The 12,631-nt window shown below is 69.0% G+C and carries 12 protein-coding genes; 9 read left to right on the forward strand and 3 right to left on the reverse strand.

What is annotated here, in order from left to right; genetic code table 11:
* Positions 1-105 precede the first annotated feature (105 nt).
* Positions 106-228, forward strand: coding sequence for a hypothetical protein (locus tag ACAM51_RS26735; protein ID WP_255590824.1), 123 nt, complete (start codon positions 106-108; stop codon positions 226-228).
* Between the two features lie 233 nt (positions 229-461).
* Here ACAM51_RS26735 and ACAM51_RS26740 read toward each other — a convergent pair whose 3' ends face one another.
* Both ACAM51_RS26740 and ACAM51_RS26745 read right to left on the reverse strand, forming a co-directional pair.
* A complete protein-coding gene (locus ACAM51_RS26740; protein WP_369644012.1) occupies positions 462-1,559 on the reverse strand; it encodes a LuxR C-terminal-related transcriptional regulator in 1,098 nt (365 codons plus the stop codon).
* A gap of 37 nt (positions 1,560-1,596) precedes the next feature.
* A complete protein-coding gene (locus tag ACAM51_RS26745; protein WP_255594674.1) occupies positions 1,597-2,718 on the reverse strand; it encodes a helix-turn-helix transcriptional regulator in 1,122 nt (373 codons plus the stop codon).
* Positions 2,719-3,030: 312 nt separating this feature from the next.
* Here ACAM51_RS26745 and ACAM51_RS26750 point away from each other — a divergent pair, with 312 nt between their 5' ends.
* The 6 genes from ACAM51_RS26750 (at position 3,031) to ACAM51_RS26775 (ending at position 8,932) form a co-directional block, all read left to right on the forward strand.
* Positions 3,031-3,465, forward strand: a complete 435-nt coding sequence (locus ACAM51_RS26750) for a hypothetical protein (protein WP_369644013.1) — start codon at positions 3,031-3,033, stop codon at positions 3,463-3,465.
* Positions 3,466-3,701: 236 nt separating this feature from the next.
* On the forward strand, positions 3,702-4,952 hold the full coding sequence (locus ACAM51_RS26755; protein ID WP_369644014.1) for an IPTL-CTERM sorting domain-containing protein: 1,251 nt from the start codon (positions 3,702-3,704) through the stop codon (positions 4,950-4,952).
* A 74-nt stretch (positions 4,953-5,026) separates the two neighbouring features.
* On the forward strand, positions 5,027-6,574 hold the full coding sequence (locus ACAM51_RS26760) for an IPTL-CTERM sorting domain-containing protein (RefSeq protein ID WP_369644015.1): 1,548 nt from the start codon (positions 5,027-5,029) through the stop codon (positions 6,572-6,574).
* A gap of 445 nt (positions 6,575-7,019) precedes the next feature.
* Positions 7,020-7,331: an HU family DNA-binding protein gene (locus ACAM51_RS26765; protein WP_218295257.1), complete on the forward strand. Its 312-nt coding sequence runs from the start codon at positions 7,020-7,022 to the stop codon at positions 7,329-7,331.
* Between the two features lie 145 nt (positions 7,332-7,476).
* The gene (locus tag ACAM51_RS26770; RefSeq protein ID WP_218338739.1) at positions 7,477-8,388 is read left to right on the forward strand and encodes a DMT family transporter; all 912 of its coding nucleotides are present in this window, start codon (positions 7,477-7,479) and stop codon (positions 8,386-8,388) included.
* A gap of 100 nt (positions 8,389-8,488) precedes the next feature.
* Positions 8,489-8,932 carry a DNA-binding transcriptional regulator gene (locus tag ACAM51_RS26775; RefSeq protein WP_218295259.1) on the forward strand — a complete coding sequence of 148 codons (444 nt, stop codon included), beginning with the start codon at positions 8,489-8,491 and terminating at the stop codon, positions 8,930-8,932.
* Positions 8,933-8,951: 19 nt separating this feature from the next.
* Here the strand turns inward: ACAM51_RS26775 and ACAM51_RS26780 are convergent, their stop codons facing one another.
* Positions 8,952-9,671 carry a DUF4377 domain-containing protein gene (locus ACAM51_RS26780; RefSeq protein ID WP_369644016.1) on the reverse strand — a complete coding sequence of 240 codons (720 nt, stop codon included), beginning with the start codon at positions 9,669-9,671 and terminating at the stop codon, positions 8,952-8,954.
* 393 nt (positions 9,672-10,064) lie between these two features.
* Here ACAM51_RS26780 and ACAM51_RS26785 point away from each other — a divergent pair, with 393 nt between their 5' ends.
* Both ACAM51_RS26785 and ACAM51_RS26790 read left to right on the forward strand, forming a co-directional pair.
* A complete protein-coding gene (locus ACAM51_RS26785; RefSeq protein WP_369644017.1) occupies positions 10,065-11,042 on the forward strand; it encodes a helix-turn-helix domain-containing protein in 978 nt (325 codons plus the stop codon).
* A gap of 146 nt (positions 11,043-11,188) precedes the next feature.
* A complete protein-coding gene (locus ACAM51_RS26790; RefSeq protein ID WP_369644018.1) occupies positions 11,189-12,373 on the forward strand; it encodes a serine hydrolase domain-containing protein in 1,185 nt (394 codons plus the stop codon).
* Positions 12,374-12,631: the final 258 nt, after the last annotated feature.

Here is a 12,631-nt window from a genome sequence, read left to right on the forward strand (position 1 = left end):
CCACCAAACCCGCTCCCGCCAGGCCTTCCCTTCGCGCCGCTGCGGGACATATCCAGCCAAATACTGTATATTTACACAGTATTCGTATTTCCCTGGAGCGAAAACATGAAAACCGCCGCGCTCAGCCACGCCCTCCCCTGCTGGCTTTTTGCCGGAGCCACGACGCCCCTGCTCGTGGGCCTGTTCGCCGTTGCCCTCGTGCTGCGCAGGATTTGGAAATGGGCATGACCTCCGCACGCCCGGCCCTCCCACGTCATGGCTTGTTGTGCGGCGCCTTGGGGTCGTCCTGAGCCTGGTGGACCGGGTTCACGCCCCGACGGACCGCTGAGCCCTGCTGCCGGCTCTGGCCGCCAGCCTGCTGTTGCTGGCCTGGCTGGCTGGCTGACTGTCGCATGGCCAGAGTGCTCCCAATTTGATAGCTTATGGCGCTTGATGCACAAGCGCCATCGGGCCAAAACACCTCAGACAATATCGCCGACCGCCAGGCACTCGAGCAGCTCCGCCCGGCTCGCCACGCCCAGCGCCGCATAGAGCTGCCGCCGGTGGTAGACCACCGTGTTCGCGCTGATGCCCATGCACCCGGCGATGCGCGATTCGGGCAGGCCGCGCGCAAGCCAGTAGGCCAGTTCGCGCTGGCGCGGAGGCAGGCCGGTGCGGCCGAGCGCCTCCAGCAGGCGGGCCGCGGGGGCCACGCGCTGGGTGATGTGCAGGGCCACGGCCTCGCCGGGGCCGGTGGCCGCGGCCAGGGGCGCGGCGCGCAGGTGGAACGCGCCGTGGGCGTTGCGCAGCGCCATTTGCGGCGCGGGCGCACCGGGCAGGCGCAGGCGCTGGATGAGCAACTGCAGCGCATGCGGCAGCGGCGCGCGGCCCGCGCCGCGCCAGCGCCAGCCCAGCGCCTGGGCCATGAGCGCCTCGGCCTCGGGCGAGGCCCACAGTGGCTGGCCCAGGGGCGTGGCAACGAGCACGCCCTCGCGCAGCACCTCGCCGCCCGCGTTCACGCCGCCGGGCCACAGCGTGCGCGCCAGCCACGCCTGCAGCCGCGCCAGCATGGCCAGGTCTTCGTCGGCAAAGGGCCGCGCCCCGGGAGGGCGGAACAGGAACAGCATGCCCACACCCTGGCCCATGCCCTGGCCTTGTGGCGCGCGCAGCGGCAGGCTGAGCCAGTCGGCCACGCCGGCGGGGCGCATCACCACGTTGTAGTAGTCGCTGCGCTGCAGCTCGGCGGGGGGCACGCGCAGCATCTGCGCCAGCGACTGCGGGCCGCGCGGGTGGCGGGCGATGTCGTCGCCGTGCTGCAGCACGTTGTGAAAGACCCGCGCCTCGCTCGCCAGGATGCGCGGGTCGAAGTGGTCGGGCACGGCGGCCTGCACGGCGGGGTGTTCCATGTGCACGTCCAACTCGCCGCCCGCACCGGGGTAGAAGTAGCCGCTGGAGTCGAAGCCGATGAGCGCGTGCAGCGAGGCGAGCACGGGCGCGATCAGCTCCGGCCCGCTCGCATCCAGGCGGGCGAGGTGGCGCAGGTGCGCAATGGCGTTCGTCGCCTGGTGGTGCGTGGGCATGGAGGGCCGAATCTATCGGCCCCGCGCGCCGCGCGGCCTACCCCAGGGGGGTAGTTGTCGATGGGGGTGGCAGCAGCCGCTCGGCCAGCCCCTGGCGGCCCTGCACGCCCAAAGCGTCGTAGAGCTGGCGGCGGTGGTAGGCCACGGTGTTGATGCTCACGCCCATGCGCTCGGCGATCTGCGACTCCTGCGCACCGCGCACGAGCCAGTAGGCCAGCTCGGCCTGGCGCCGGGGCAGGTCCTGCGCGCGCAGGTGGGCGAGCAGCCGGGTGCCGCGCGGCACCCGGCGGGTGATGTGGATGGCGGCCGCCTCGCCCGCCCCCGCCACGCCCGCCAGGCGCGTGGCGCGCAGCGAGAACGCGCCGTGGGCATTGCGCACCGCCAGGTCGGGCAGCGGCGCCTCGCCGTCCGTGGCGGGCCAGAACAGGCGCTGCACCAGCAGGCGCACCACGTCCGGCAGATCACTGCCGCCGCCCGCGCGCCAGCGCGTGCCCAGGGCCAGCGCCAGCAGCGCCTGCGCCTCGGGCGACATCCATTGCAGCCGCCCATCGGGCGACACGACGAGCAGGCCCTGGCCGCAGACCTCGCTGTCGCCACCGGCCTCGCCCGGATCCAGCGGCTGCAGCGCGCGCGCCAGCACGGGTTCGAGGCGGCCCAGCGCGGCGGCGTCCTCGGGCGTGAAGCGCCGGTCCGCCTCGCGGCGGTACAGCCACAACATGCCGACACCCTGGCCCGCGCGCGTGTGCAGCGGCAGCTTCAGGCCATCGCCCACGTCGCCGGGGCGCAGCACCGCGTTGAAGAAGTCGCTGCGCACCAGCTCGGACAGGGGCACCTTGGCCATCTGCGGCAGCATCAGCGCGCCGCGTTCCACGCGCAGCGCCTCCTGAAACAAGCGCGCACCCCGGTGCATCACCCGCGCCTCGCTCGCCAGGATGCGCGGGTCGAAATAGTCGGGCATCGCGGCCTGCAACACGGGGCTCTCCACGAACACCTCCATCTCGCCGCCCGCGCCGGGGTGGATGAGGCAGCCCGCGTCGAACCCGATCAGGTGGTGCAGCTCGCCCAGCACGGGCGCGATGGCGTGCGGCCCGGTGGCATCCAGGCAGGCCAGTTGCCGCAGATGGGCGGCGGCTTGGGTGGCGCGGCGGGGCGTGGGCATGGTTTTTTTCACGAAAGCGCGAATGTAGCGCGCCGCGCCGCCGCACGACTACCCCGCCGGGGTGGGGCCGCACGGGCGGTGCGCCCCTAGCCTTGCGCGCATCCCCACGGCGGGCCGGCCCGGCTGCCTGGATACATCGACAGGACGTGCGCAAACAAGGATGCCACAGCGCCCTTGCCATGGTGCAAACGTCTTTCCGGAACCCGTTCTTGCGTAAATCCTCATCGAATTTGATAGCTGCCAGCGCTTGCACAGCAAGCGCTTCCGGCCATTTTTACTTCAAACCAAAACCTTGTCCTCGTGAACACTGCCATGCCCCTTGCCATCACCCACACCCTCGCCGCGCTGGCGCTGGTCGCCACCACCGCCAGCGCCTGGGCGGCGGGCGCCGCCGACCCGGCGCACTTTCGCCTCACGCCCGCGCTGCTGGACCGCATGGAAGCGGCGGCGGCCGAGCTGCGCAAGCTGCCGCAGGCGCCCGGGAGCAGCGGCGATGAGGACGACGACGACGCCGAGTCGGTCGAGGACCTCGCCCGCAAGCTCGACGCCCACCCCCAGGTGCGCGCCGCGCTGGCGCGCCAGGGCCTGACCAGCCGCGAATACGCCACCGCCACGCTGGCCGCCCTGCACGCGGGCATGGCGCTGGCCGTGGAGAAGGCGCCCGGCGCCCAGCCCGCGCCAGGCTTCACGCCCGAGCAGCGCGCCAACGTGGAAGTGATGCGCGCGCGCCGCAAGGGGCGGCCTTGAGCGCTCTTTTTCACGTCCTTTTCCCAACGACAGCACATCCAGAGGAATGCTTCTTTCCATGCCCGGCCACAGCCAGCCCTGGTGGCGCGCACCCGACGCCCCGCCACCTACCTCGGCGACGAGGACGAATGCTCCATCGCCGCCAAGGACCAGCGGGCGCGATTGGAATCACTCCTGATTCGATAGCTTCCAACGCTTGACAAATAAGCGCCGGTGGCACTTTTTAACCACAACCCATGACACACGCCATGCACCACCCCCTGCGCCACTGGCTCGCAGCCGTGCTGGCCACTGCCGCGGCCTGCGCGGCGCAGGCCGCGCCGTTCGCCATCACCAGCACCGGCACCATCGACCAGTCCACCTTCGCCGAAATCCGCGATGGCGAGCGCTACGCCGTCACAATGGTCTACGACAACGGGGGCAATACCGCCCAAAGCCAGACATGGCGGCCCGCCGACCTCAGGTGCGTCATCTGGCGCATGAACAATGCCGCCAACGTGGTCTACACGCAGGCCAGCTTCAACGGGGCGCAGTTCTCGGGCCCCTTTACCGCCACGGATGCCAGCGGAGCGCTGCTGCCCAACGGCTTGAACATCACCAGCCTGGCCAGCAACAACAACCCCTACACCGTCGATGGCTTGGTGCTCGCCACCGCCCCGAGCTGGAATGCCGAGTTCAGTGGGAGCATCAATACTTTCAGCGAGGGCATATCGGGCGGTCGGAGCTTCCGGCAGCTCAATCTGGGCCTGCGCATAGGCACCGCCAACCCCGTCGCCGTCGCCAGCGACTGCGAGGCACCGCCGCTGCCGCCGGGCGTGCCCACCCAGGCCGCCGCCACGCCCGGCGATGGCGAAGTGGCCGTGCGCTGGCAAGCACCCGCGGGCGGCGCGGTGAGCGCCACGCCGGTGAGCTACACCGTCACCGCCCTGAACCTGAGCGCCGTCAGCGGCACCTGCACCGCGCCGCACCCCGCCACCAATTGCACCGTGAGCGGCCTGAGCAACGGCACCAGCTACCGCTTCCTCGTGAGGGCGGCCGCAGCGGACGGGTCCATCTCCCCTCCTTCATTGGCCTTCGCGACACCCAGCGCCAATCCCGCCCCTGGCGCCCCCACGGGCGTGACGGCCCAGCCCGGCAACGGCCAGATCACACTGAACTGGCTGGCACCCGTGGGCGGCACGCCGCCCGTGAGCTACACCGTCACGGCCAGCCAAGGCGGCGCCAGCTGCACCGTGCCAGCGCCCACCACCCGCTGCACCGTGCCGGGCCTGACCAATGGCACGGCCTACACCCTCTGGGTGACGGCCACCGGAGCCAATGGCAGCGTGTCCGCCAACTCGTTCCCGCTAGTCATCGCCACGCCCCGCGCGATGCCTCCAGGCCCCGGTGGTGTGCAACCCGTGCCCACGCTGTCGCAGTGGGGCGTGCTGCTGCTGAGCGTGCTGGTACTGCTGGCAGTCGTTCGCCGCCGTGCCATCCACTCCTGATTCGATAGCTGCCAGCGCCTTTCCAGAAAAGCGCTGGAGCCACTTTTAACCACAAAAAAGAGGATCTCACCCCCATGCACTCACCCACCCACCACCACCGCAGAGCCCTGCGGCGCCTGCTGCACGCCAGCGCGCTGTGCCTGGGCATGGCCGCCGCCCATGCGGGCTGGACCCCCATCGCGCCCATGGACGAGGCCCGCACGCTGCACACCGCAACCCGGCTGGCCGATTCCACCGTGCTGGTGGCGGGCGGCGACACCGGCAACGTGGATGGCGGAAACAACCCCATCGCCCTCGCCACCACCCGCCTGTACAACCCCGCGGCCAACACCTGGAGCAGCGGCCCCGACCTGCCCAGCCCCCGTTTCGGCCACACCGCCACCCCGCTGCCCGGCGGCAATGTGCTGCTGGTCGGCGGGCGGGAGGCCGGCCCGGTGAACAGCGCCAACGCCAACAGCCTCCTCTACAGCGCCCTGACCAACACCTTCGCCGCCAGCACGGGCCAGCTGACGCTGCGCCGCTCCCACCACACCGCCACGCTGCTGCCCAATGGCACCGTGCTCGTGGTGGGCGGCCGGGGCATCGCGGGGCAGGAGGCGCTGTCCTCCGTGGAAATCTTCGACCCCGTCACCGGCATCTGGTCCAGCGGCATCGACCTGCCCGCCCGCAGGCGCGAGCACACCGCCACGCTGCTGCCCGATGGCCGCGTGCTGGTGGTGGGCGGCTACGACAACGGCAACATCGCCGCCCAAAGCGCCTACCTGCGCGACCCCGCCACGGGCGCATGGACGGAGGTGCCCGTGCCCGCCCTGAACACCTTCTACCGTGCGCGGCACACCGCCACGCTGTTGCCCGATGGCCGGGTGCTGGTGGCAGGCGGCAACAGCCACGTCACGACCACCCTGGTGTTCAACCCCGCCGACAGCACCTGGGCGGCGGGCCCGAATCTCCCCGCTGTCGAGTTCGGCGGCAACAGCGCCACCCTGCTGCCTGGTGTCCCTGGCAACGTGCTGGTGGCAGGGGGCGACAGCGCGGGTGGCGCCAGCGTCATCGCCTCGACAGTCTCCTTTGCCTCCGGCCCGGGTCAAGCCACCCGGCAGCCCGACTTGGTCACCGCCCGCCGAGGCCACACCGCGACCCTGCTTGCTGGCGGCCAGGTGCTGGTGCTGGGCGGGGAAACCACTGGCGACGCCGTCACGAACACCGGCGAGCTGTACACCCACACCGCCCCCCTGCCCCCCGCCAACGTCACCGCCCAGCCCGGCAACACCCAGGTCACCGTGCGCTGGCAAGCCCCCGCAGGCACCGGAACCACGCCCGCCCACTACACCGTCACCGCCCAGCCCGGCGGCCGCACCTGCACCGCCAACTACCCCGCGACCAGCTGCACCGTGACGGGGCTGACCAACGGCACGCCCTACACCTTCACCGTTGTCGCTTCCGCCCTGGGCGGCATCGACTCGGCCCCCTCGGCGCCGCCCGCCGCCGCCACGCCCAGCGCGGCGGCCCCCGGCGGGCCGGGCAACGCACAGGCCGTGCCCACGCTGTCGCAGTGGGGCGTGCTGCTGCTCAGCGCGCTGATGCTGCTCGCAGGCGTGCGCCTCCGCGCTGTGGGCTCCTGATTCGATAGCTGCCAGCGCAGCCCCGACAAGCGCCGGCAGGGTTTCACAGGCCAGCAGCAGGGCGCCGGCAATTGCCAGCCCCCCTCACGCACAGGGGCGGCCGTGGCCACCGCGCAGAGCACGCCCGGAGGCTTGGCCAACCACCGCCGGTGTCGAGCAGACCCGCACTGGCCAGGCAGACCGGGCTCCCTGTGGGCTCTCTGTGAGCGCCTTTTCTTTTGCCTGGAGGGAAGCGGGTGTGCAAGCAGCCGCAAATCTGCGCGGATCCCGCTCAAGAGGGCTGGGAGGGAAAGACGGTCAACCAACCGATCAGCGGTCAAGCGCTGGCCGAGAGGACCGGGGTGGAGTGCTTGCCAAAGGTGCCTCCCCGCACCGAGCGACGGCGCTCCGGGTGTCTGCGCTATAACTCGACTTTCCCCATCTCTTTGCATCGAGAGCCACCACCATGAACCGCGCCGAACTCGTTGACATCCTGGCCTCCAGGAACAACCTGTCCAAGACCGCTGCCAATGCGGTGCTGGAAACCCTGATCGAAGCCGTCCAGACTGCCGTCAAGAAGGGCGACGCCGTTCAACTGGTGGGCTTTGGCACCTTCAAGTCCGCCAAGCGCGCTGCGCGCACGGGCAAGAACCCATCGACCGGCGCGGCGCTGAAGATCCCTGCCAGCACGGTGCCCAAGTTCGTGCCCGGCGCCAGGTTCAAGGCGGTGGTGGATCCCAGGGCGGCCCAGCGCAAGGCTGAAAAGGCGGGCAAGTAAGCCTGCGTCCGTCGCGCTGGCCCGGGGCCGGCGCGGTCCTGTCTCTTCAGACGCCAGGAGTTTTGCGCGCAGTGCGCGCAACCCTTGCGCTTCCTTGTGTTGTGCGTCGAGACGACCGGACTCCTTCCATCCTGTGCCCCTTCCCATGAAGCTTTCCGCATTCCAGTCCATCCGGCGCGAGACCGCAGGTCTTTGGCTGGGGGTGCTGGGCGTGGCGTTTTTTGGCATCACGCTGCCCGCCACGCGCCTGGCCACCGGCACGGTCGATGCGCCGCAGCTGTCCCCCTGGTTCGTGACGCTGGGGCGCGCCGCGCTTGCGGGCATGCTGTCCGTCCTGTTTCTCGCGCTCACCAGGCCGCCCTTGCCCACCCGGGTTCAGTGGAAGCCGCTCGGGATGGCCGTGCTGGGGAACCTGCTGGGATATCCCTTGCTGCTGGCCTATGCCCTGCGCACCGTGACGGCTGGCCATGCGGCAGTGATCACGGCCCTGCTGCCCCTGGTCACCTCGGTGTGTGCCGCCTTGGTGCTGCGCCAGCGCGCGCGCCCGGGGTTCTGGGTTTGTGCCTTGCTGGGCAGCGCGCTGGTGGTGGCGTTCTCGGCGCTGCGGGCGCACAGTGCTGGCGGCCATGGGTTGGGCTTCGAGGTCGCGGATCTGCTCCTGGTCGGGGGCGTCATTGCCGCCTCTGTGGGGTATGTCTACGGGGCGCAGGTGACTCCTGCACTGGGTGCCGAGCGTGTGATCTGCTGGGTGTGCGTGATGGCCCTGCCGGTGACGTTGCCCGCCACTTTCCTCTTGTGGCCCACGCAATCCGTGTCGGCGACTGCGTGGGCGGGATTCGTCTATGTAGGAGTGTTTTCCATGTGGGCCGGGTTCTTTGCCTGGTACCGCGGCTTGGCGCTGGGGGGTGCGCTGCGCGTGGGCCAGGTACAGCTCTTGCAGCCGTTCTTTGCCATTGCGGCATCCATACCGCTGCTCGGTGAACCGGTGGATGCCACCACGCTGGGGTTTGCGCTGGCGGTGGTGGCGACCGTGGTGGTGGGGCGAAGGTTTGCGTGACACGGTCGCTGCCAGCTGCGTCCCGGGCCGCCGGTGCAAGCCGGTCATGTCGTCAGTGTCGCGCCCTGCGGGGTGCGTGCAGATCACGTACCATCCGCCCATGAATTCCTTCTCGAACGCATTCCGGGCCGAAGTCGTGCGCATGGCGCGCAAGGAGCTCAAGCCTGAGTTGCAGAGCATGCGCAAGGCGATCACGAACCACCGCTCGGAGATCGCTGCCCTGAAACGCGAAGTCAAGTCGCTCGCTTCGCAGCTCAAGGCTGCGAAGCGTCAGCCCCCCGTGGCGGAAGAAACCCCGCCTGTTGCCAAGAAGGCCATCGCACAGGGGTCGAAGGCGGAGTTCCACCCCGAGGTCGTCCGGCAGATGCGCGCCGCATTGGGCATCACCCAGGCGCAGATGGCGCAGTTGCTCGGTGCCTCGCAGTTGTCCGTGAGCCGGTGGGAGTCGGGCAAGGCGCGTCCTCGGGCTGCGCAGCTGGCGCGCATTGACGACCTCCGGAGCATGGGGCCGAAAAACGCCCGGCGAAAACTGGGGCACGCCTGAAGTCAGTCGAGAACCTGCCTCAGCGCACGGTCTCCGTCTCCACCACCATGTCCAGCACGTAGGCGTAGGCCGATGCATCGGCCGGCACGTTCTGGCGCTTGAACCGGTTCACGCGCAGCACCGTGCGGGTGCCGCTCTCGTGGGCAAAGCCCTGGATCTCGTCGTAAAACAGGCTCCATGGGCCTTCCGACTGCTTCACGCCGTCAGCGGAATAGCGGATCTCGCGCACGCGCAGGCATTGAGCGTCCTTCATCACGCCGTGGCTGCAGGCCGCCCGCTGGGGCGCGACCTCCAGGAACAGTCGTTCGCCTGCGCTGCCGTACAGTGTCTGCGGCGTGGGCGTGCCCGCCAGTTCCCAGCGGCTGCCGTCGCCAAAGTGCAGGACCATGCGCGGCTGTGATGCCCCGCCGGGCAGCAGATCCAGGCGCTGGGCACCCGGCAGCTGGGCCAGCACCTGCTGCTCCAGGGCCATCAGCGCGCTGTCGGGGCAGGCGCGCAGCGTGCTGGTGGGACGCGCCAGCTGGATGCGATGGCCGTCGAGCTGGTATGCGGCTCCCACGGCATTGCAGAGGTTGCGCACCAGAAGCTGCCCCTTGTCGAACTGCAGCCGGACGGGCGCGCGGCCGTCCAGGCGCCAGTGGGCGGCCGCCCGCCCCTGGCTGTCCACCGCGGACGTCACATCCCACACATGGGACTGCACTGCGCCCGGCAGGCTGGCAGGCGGAAAAGGCTCTGGCATGGGTGCTTTTGGAGGTGGTGCAACCGTGGCACACGCCGACAGCAGCAGGGCTGCAGCGAAGGTGGTCGCAGCCCGAAGGGGTAGCCAGGGGTGATCAAGTCTCGTTGTCATTGCAAAGGGTTGATTTCTGATGGGTGGAGTGCCCGCACGCAAGCTGCGGGGCCGTGAACAGAGGCCATGCCAAGGGCGACAAAGTACCTTCGATGCCCGTGCTTCCAATTGGTTCACGCCGGGGGGTGTCACGGCTTGCATGGCTTTGACCTGGTGGGCATCGGGAACACCTTTCGCGCCGCCCTGGCGCTGCTGCCAGCCGCCCGTCGCTTGACGGTCGGCCACGCCGACTCCTGGGCCCCACAACTTGCGCCAGGTGGCCAAGCCGGTGGGTGCCGCGTTATGCTTGCCCATCAATCGCCGAGGTCTGAGATGCGAAGCCTGAGCTCCTGGTCGTCGGAAAATCTGCCTGAATCCATGCGGTTGCGGGGCTGGCGCGATGCGCTGCATGCCGAAGTGCTGGAGATGGACGCCTTGCCGCTGCAGCGAGACGGTTTCTTCGGCAGCATTGAGCGCTGCACGCTTCACTGCATCCTGCCGCACCAAGCACGGGGTGCGCCGCAGAAGGTCCTGCGCTCCGCCGCAGAGATAGCCCGCGGCCCGCGCAATGCCTACTACCTGCTATCGCAGCCCCAGCTTCCATGGCGCGCCGTACACGTGGGCCGCACGAGCATTTTGCAGCCCGGGGATTCCATCCTCATCGACTCTCGCGAACCCTACGAGTTCGACTTTGGCGTTGGCCTGGACGACCTGTCGGTCGAACTGCCCATTGATTGGGTCGAGCGGTGGCTGCCCGAGCCTTCGCGGCTCATTGGACGCCCGCTGCGGGGCGACGCTGGCTGGGGGCTGGCGCTGCGTGGCATCAAGGAGGCGTTGGTCCCTCGCGGCCTTGTGGATCGCCCCTGCTCGCAGGACGAGTTGATCGAAGACCAGTTGGGAGGACTGCTGTCACTGCTGGACGATGTCGATGGTGCGCAGCGCCCCGCCATGCAGGTGGCCTACGAACGGTCCCTCCAGGTCATGCGCGCCCGTTTCATGCAGCCTGGGCTGACAGCAGCAGAGGTTGCAGCCGATGCCGGCTTGTCGCTGCGCACGCTGCACCGGGCGATGGCCGCGCAAGGCCAGGGATACCTGACCACGCTCATGACCCTGCGCGTGGAGGCCGCAGCGGGCCTGCTCGCTCAGCCGCGGTTTCGGCGGCTGGGGGTGGGCGAGATTGGCCGGCGCTGCGGCTTCACCGATGCGTCGCATTTCGCTCGCCAGTTCCATCGGCAACGCCAGATGACGCCACAGGCTTTCCGGGCGCATGCATTGCGCTGACAAGGCAGGCCGTCGCTGGCACATGGCGGCCAGAGACCTGGCGTGATACGGCCAGCCGCAGCGCACTTCGTTTCCTAGACTTTCCTCGCTGACGCCCGCAATGCTGCGGCGTTGAAGCGAGTGACTAAAAATTCCCAGGAGACAACATGAACATGAAAAATGCGCTCGACGAAATTCTTGCCGACGGCGTGAAACGAGGTCACGCACCGGGCGTACTGGCTCTCGTAGCCGATCGGGACGGCATCCTGTACGAAGGAAGCGCCGGTGAGCGCCAGTTGGGAGGCGGTGCGGCCATGGGCCCCGACACGGTGTTGTGGATTGCTTCAATGACCAAAGCGATTACTTCGGTAGCCGCCATTCAGTGCGTCGAGCGCGGCCTGCTGGACCTCGATGCGCCAGCTTCCCGTGTGGTGCCTGCCATTGGCGCGCTGGGGGTGTTGACCGGTTTTGACGCGCAAGGGCAACCGATCACCCGCCCACCGAAGCGCCCGATCACGCTGCGGCATCTGCTTTCGCACAATTCCGGCTGCAGCTACGAGATCTGGAACCCCGACATGCAAAAAGTGCAGGCGGCGCTCGGCATCCCCGGAACCATCGACTGCCGCTTGAAGGCGCTGGAACTGCCTCTGGTGGCCGACCCGGGCGAGCGTTGGGAGTACGGCATAGGCATCGACTGGGCCGGCCGCATGGTCGAGGCCGTGACCGGCCTCACGCTGGGCGAGTTCATGCACCAGAACCTCTGGGGGCCGCTGGGCATGACCAGCACGGGCTTCCATATCACGCCCGACATGCGCCAGCGCCTTGCCGGCGTACACCTGCGCGGCGAAGACGGCGCCTTTGCCCCCTTCCCTTTCGAGATCACTCAGGAGCCCGAGTTCCACATGGGAGGTGGCGCGCTCTACAGCACCGCAGGCGACTATGCCCGCTTCATGCGCATGGTGCTCAACCTCGGCCAACTTGACGGCGAGCGTGTACTGAAGCCGGAGACGGTGGTCAGCCACCTGATGCTCAACCAGATCGGCAACGCGCGGGTGAGCCTGCTCAAGGCTGCCATCGCGCTGACCGCTGACGCGGAGTTCTTCCCGGGCCTGCGAAAAACCTGGAGCTTGGCATTCCAGATCAATGAAGAGGAAGCCCCTACGGGCCGCCCCGCAGGCAGCCTCTCGTGGGCCGGCCTGGCCAACAGTTTCTTCTGGATCGATCCGCACACCGGCATCGCCGGACTGCTGGCGACCCAGACCTTCCCTTTCGCGGATGCAAGGGTCATGGATCTGTTGTACGCCTACGAGAAAGGCGTCTACGACGCCCTGCGCCGGACAAGGAAGGGATAACGGACAAGGTCGTACCGCCAGCGCCACTCAACGGTGGCGCTGGCCAAGTAGGCAAACAGCAAACAGGAAATGCATGCCGCCGTTGGGAAGGAGCAAGGAGCAGGCGGCATGCACCAGGCCGAAACTGAAAAATCCACCCCTGCCGACGAACCGCCGAGGCCAAGTCTTCGGCTGTGTTTTTTTTGGGTCAGCCCTCAATGGCAGCCACCGGGAAAAGCAGCCCGTGGACTGCCGGGCTTTCACGACCACACTCCACCT

Origin of the sequence: Acidovorax sp. A79, assembly GCF_041154505.1 — a bacterium.
Lineage (GTDB): Bacteria > Pseudomonadota > Gammaproteobacteria > Burkholderiales > Burkholderiaceae_C > Acidovorax.

Bases quoted from the DNA above. Each gene is read 5' to 3' on its own strand.
- ACAM51_RS26750 (WP_369644013.1), top strand. From the start codon at position 3,031: ATGCCCCTTGCCATCACCCACACCCTCGCCGCGCTGGCGCTGGTCGCC.
- ACAM51_RS26780 (WP_369644016.1), bottom strand. From the start codon at position 9,671: ATGCCAGAGCCTTTTCCGCCTGCCAGCCTGCCGGGCGCAGTGCAGTCC.
- ACAM51_RS26760 (WP_369644015.1), top strand. From the start codon at position 5,027: ATGCACTCACCCACCCACCACCACCGCAGAGCCCTGCGGCGCCTGCTG.
- ACAM51_RS26745 (WP_255594674.1), bottom strand. From the start codon at position 2,718: ATGCCCACGCCCCGCCGCGCCACCCAAGCCGCCGCCCATCTGCGGCAA.
- ACAM51_RS26740 (WP_369644012.1), bottom strand. From the start codon at position 1,559: ATGCCCACGCACCACCAGGCGACGAACGCCATTGCGCACCTGCGCCAC.
- ACAM51_RS26770 (WP_218338739.1), top strand. From the start codon at position 7,477: ATGAAGCTTTCCGCATTCCAGTCCATCCGGCGCGAGACCGCAGGTCTT.
- ACAM51_RS26790 (WP_369644018.1), top strand. From the start codon at position 11,189: ATGAACATGAAAAATGCGCTCGACGAAATTCTTGCCGACGGCGTGAAA.
- ACAM51_RS26775 (WP_218295259.1), top strand. From the start codon at position 8,489: ATGAATTCCTTCTCGAACGCATTCCGGGCCGAAGTCGTGCGCATGGCG.
- ACAM51_RS26785 (WP_369644017.1), top strand. From the start codon at position 10,065: ATGCTTGCCCATCAATCGCCGAGGTCTGAGATGCGAAGCCTGAGCTCC.
- ACAM51_RS26735 (WP_255590824.1), top strand. From the start codon at position 106: ATGAAAACCGCCGCGCTCAGCCACGCCCTCCCCTGCTGGCTTTTTGCC.
- ACAM51_RS26765 (WP_218295257.1), top strand. From the start codon at position 7,020: ATGAACCGCGCCGAACTCGTTGACATCCTGGCCTCCAGGAACAACCTG.
- ACAM51_RS26755 (WP_369644014.1), top strand. From the start codon at position 3,702: ATGACACACGCCATGCACCACCCCCTGCGCCACTGGCTCGCAGCCGTG.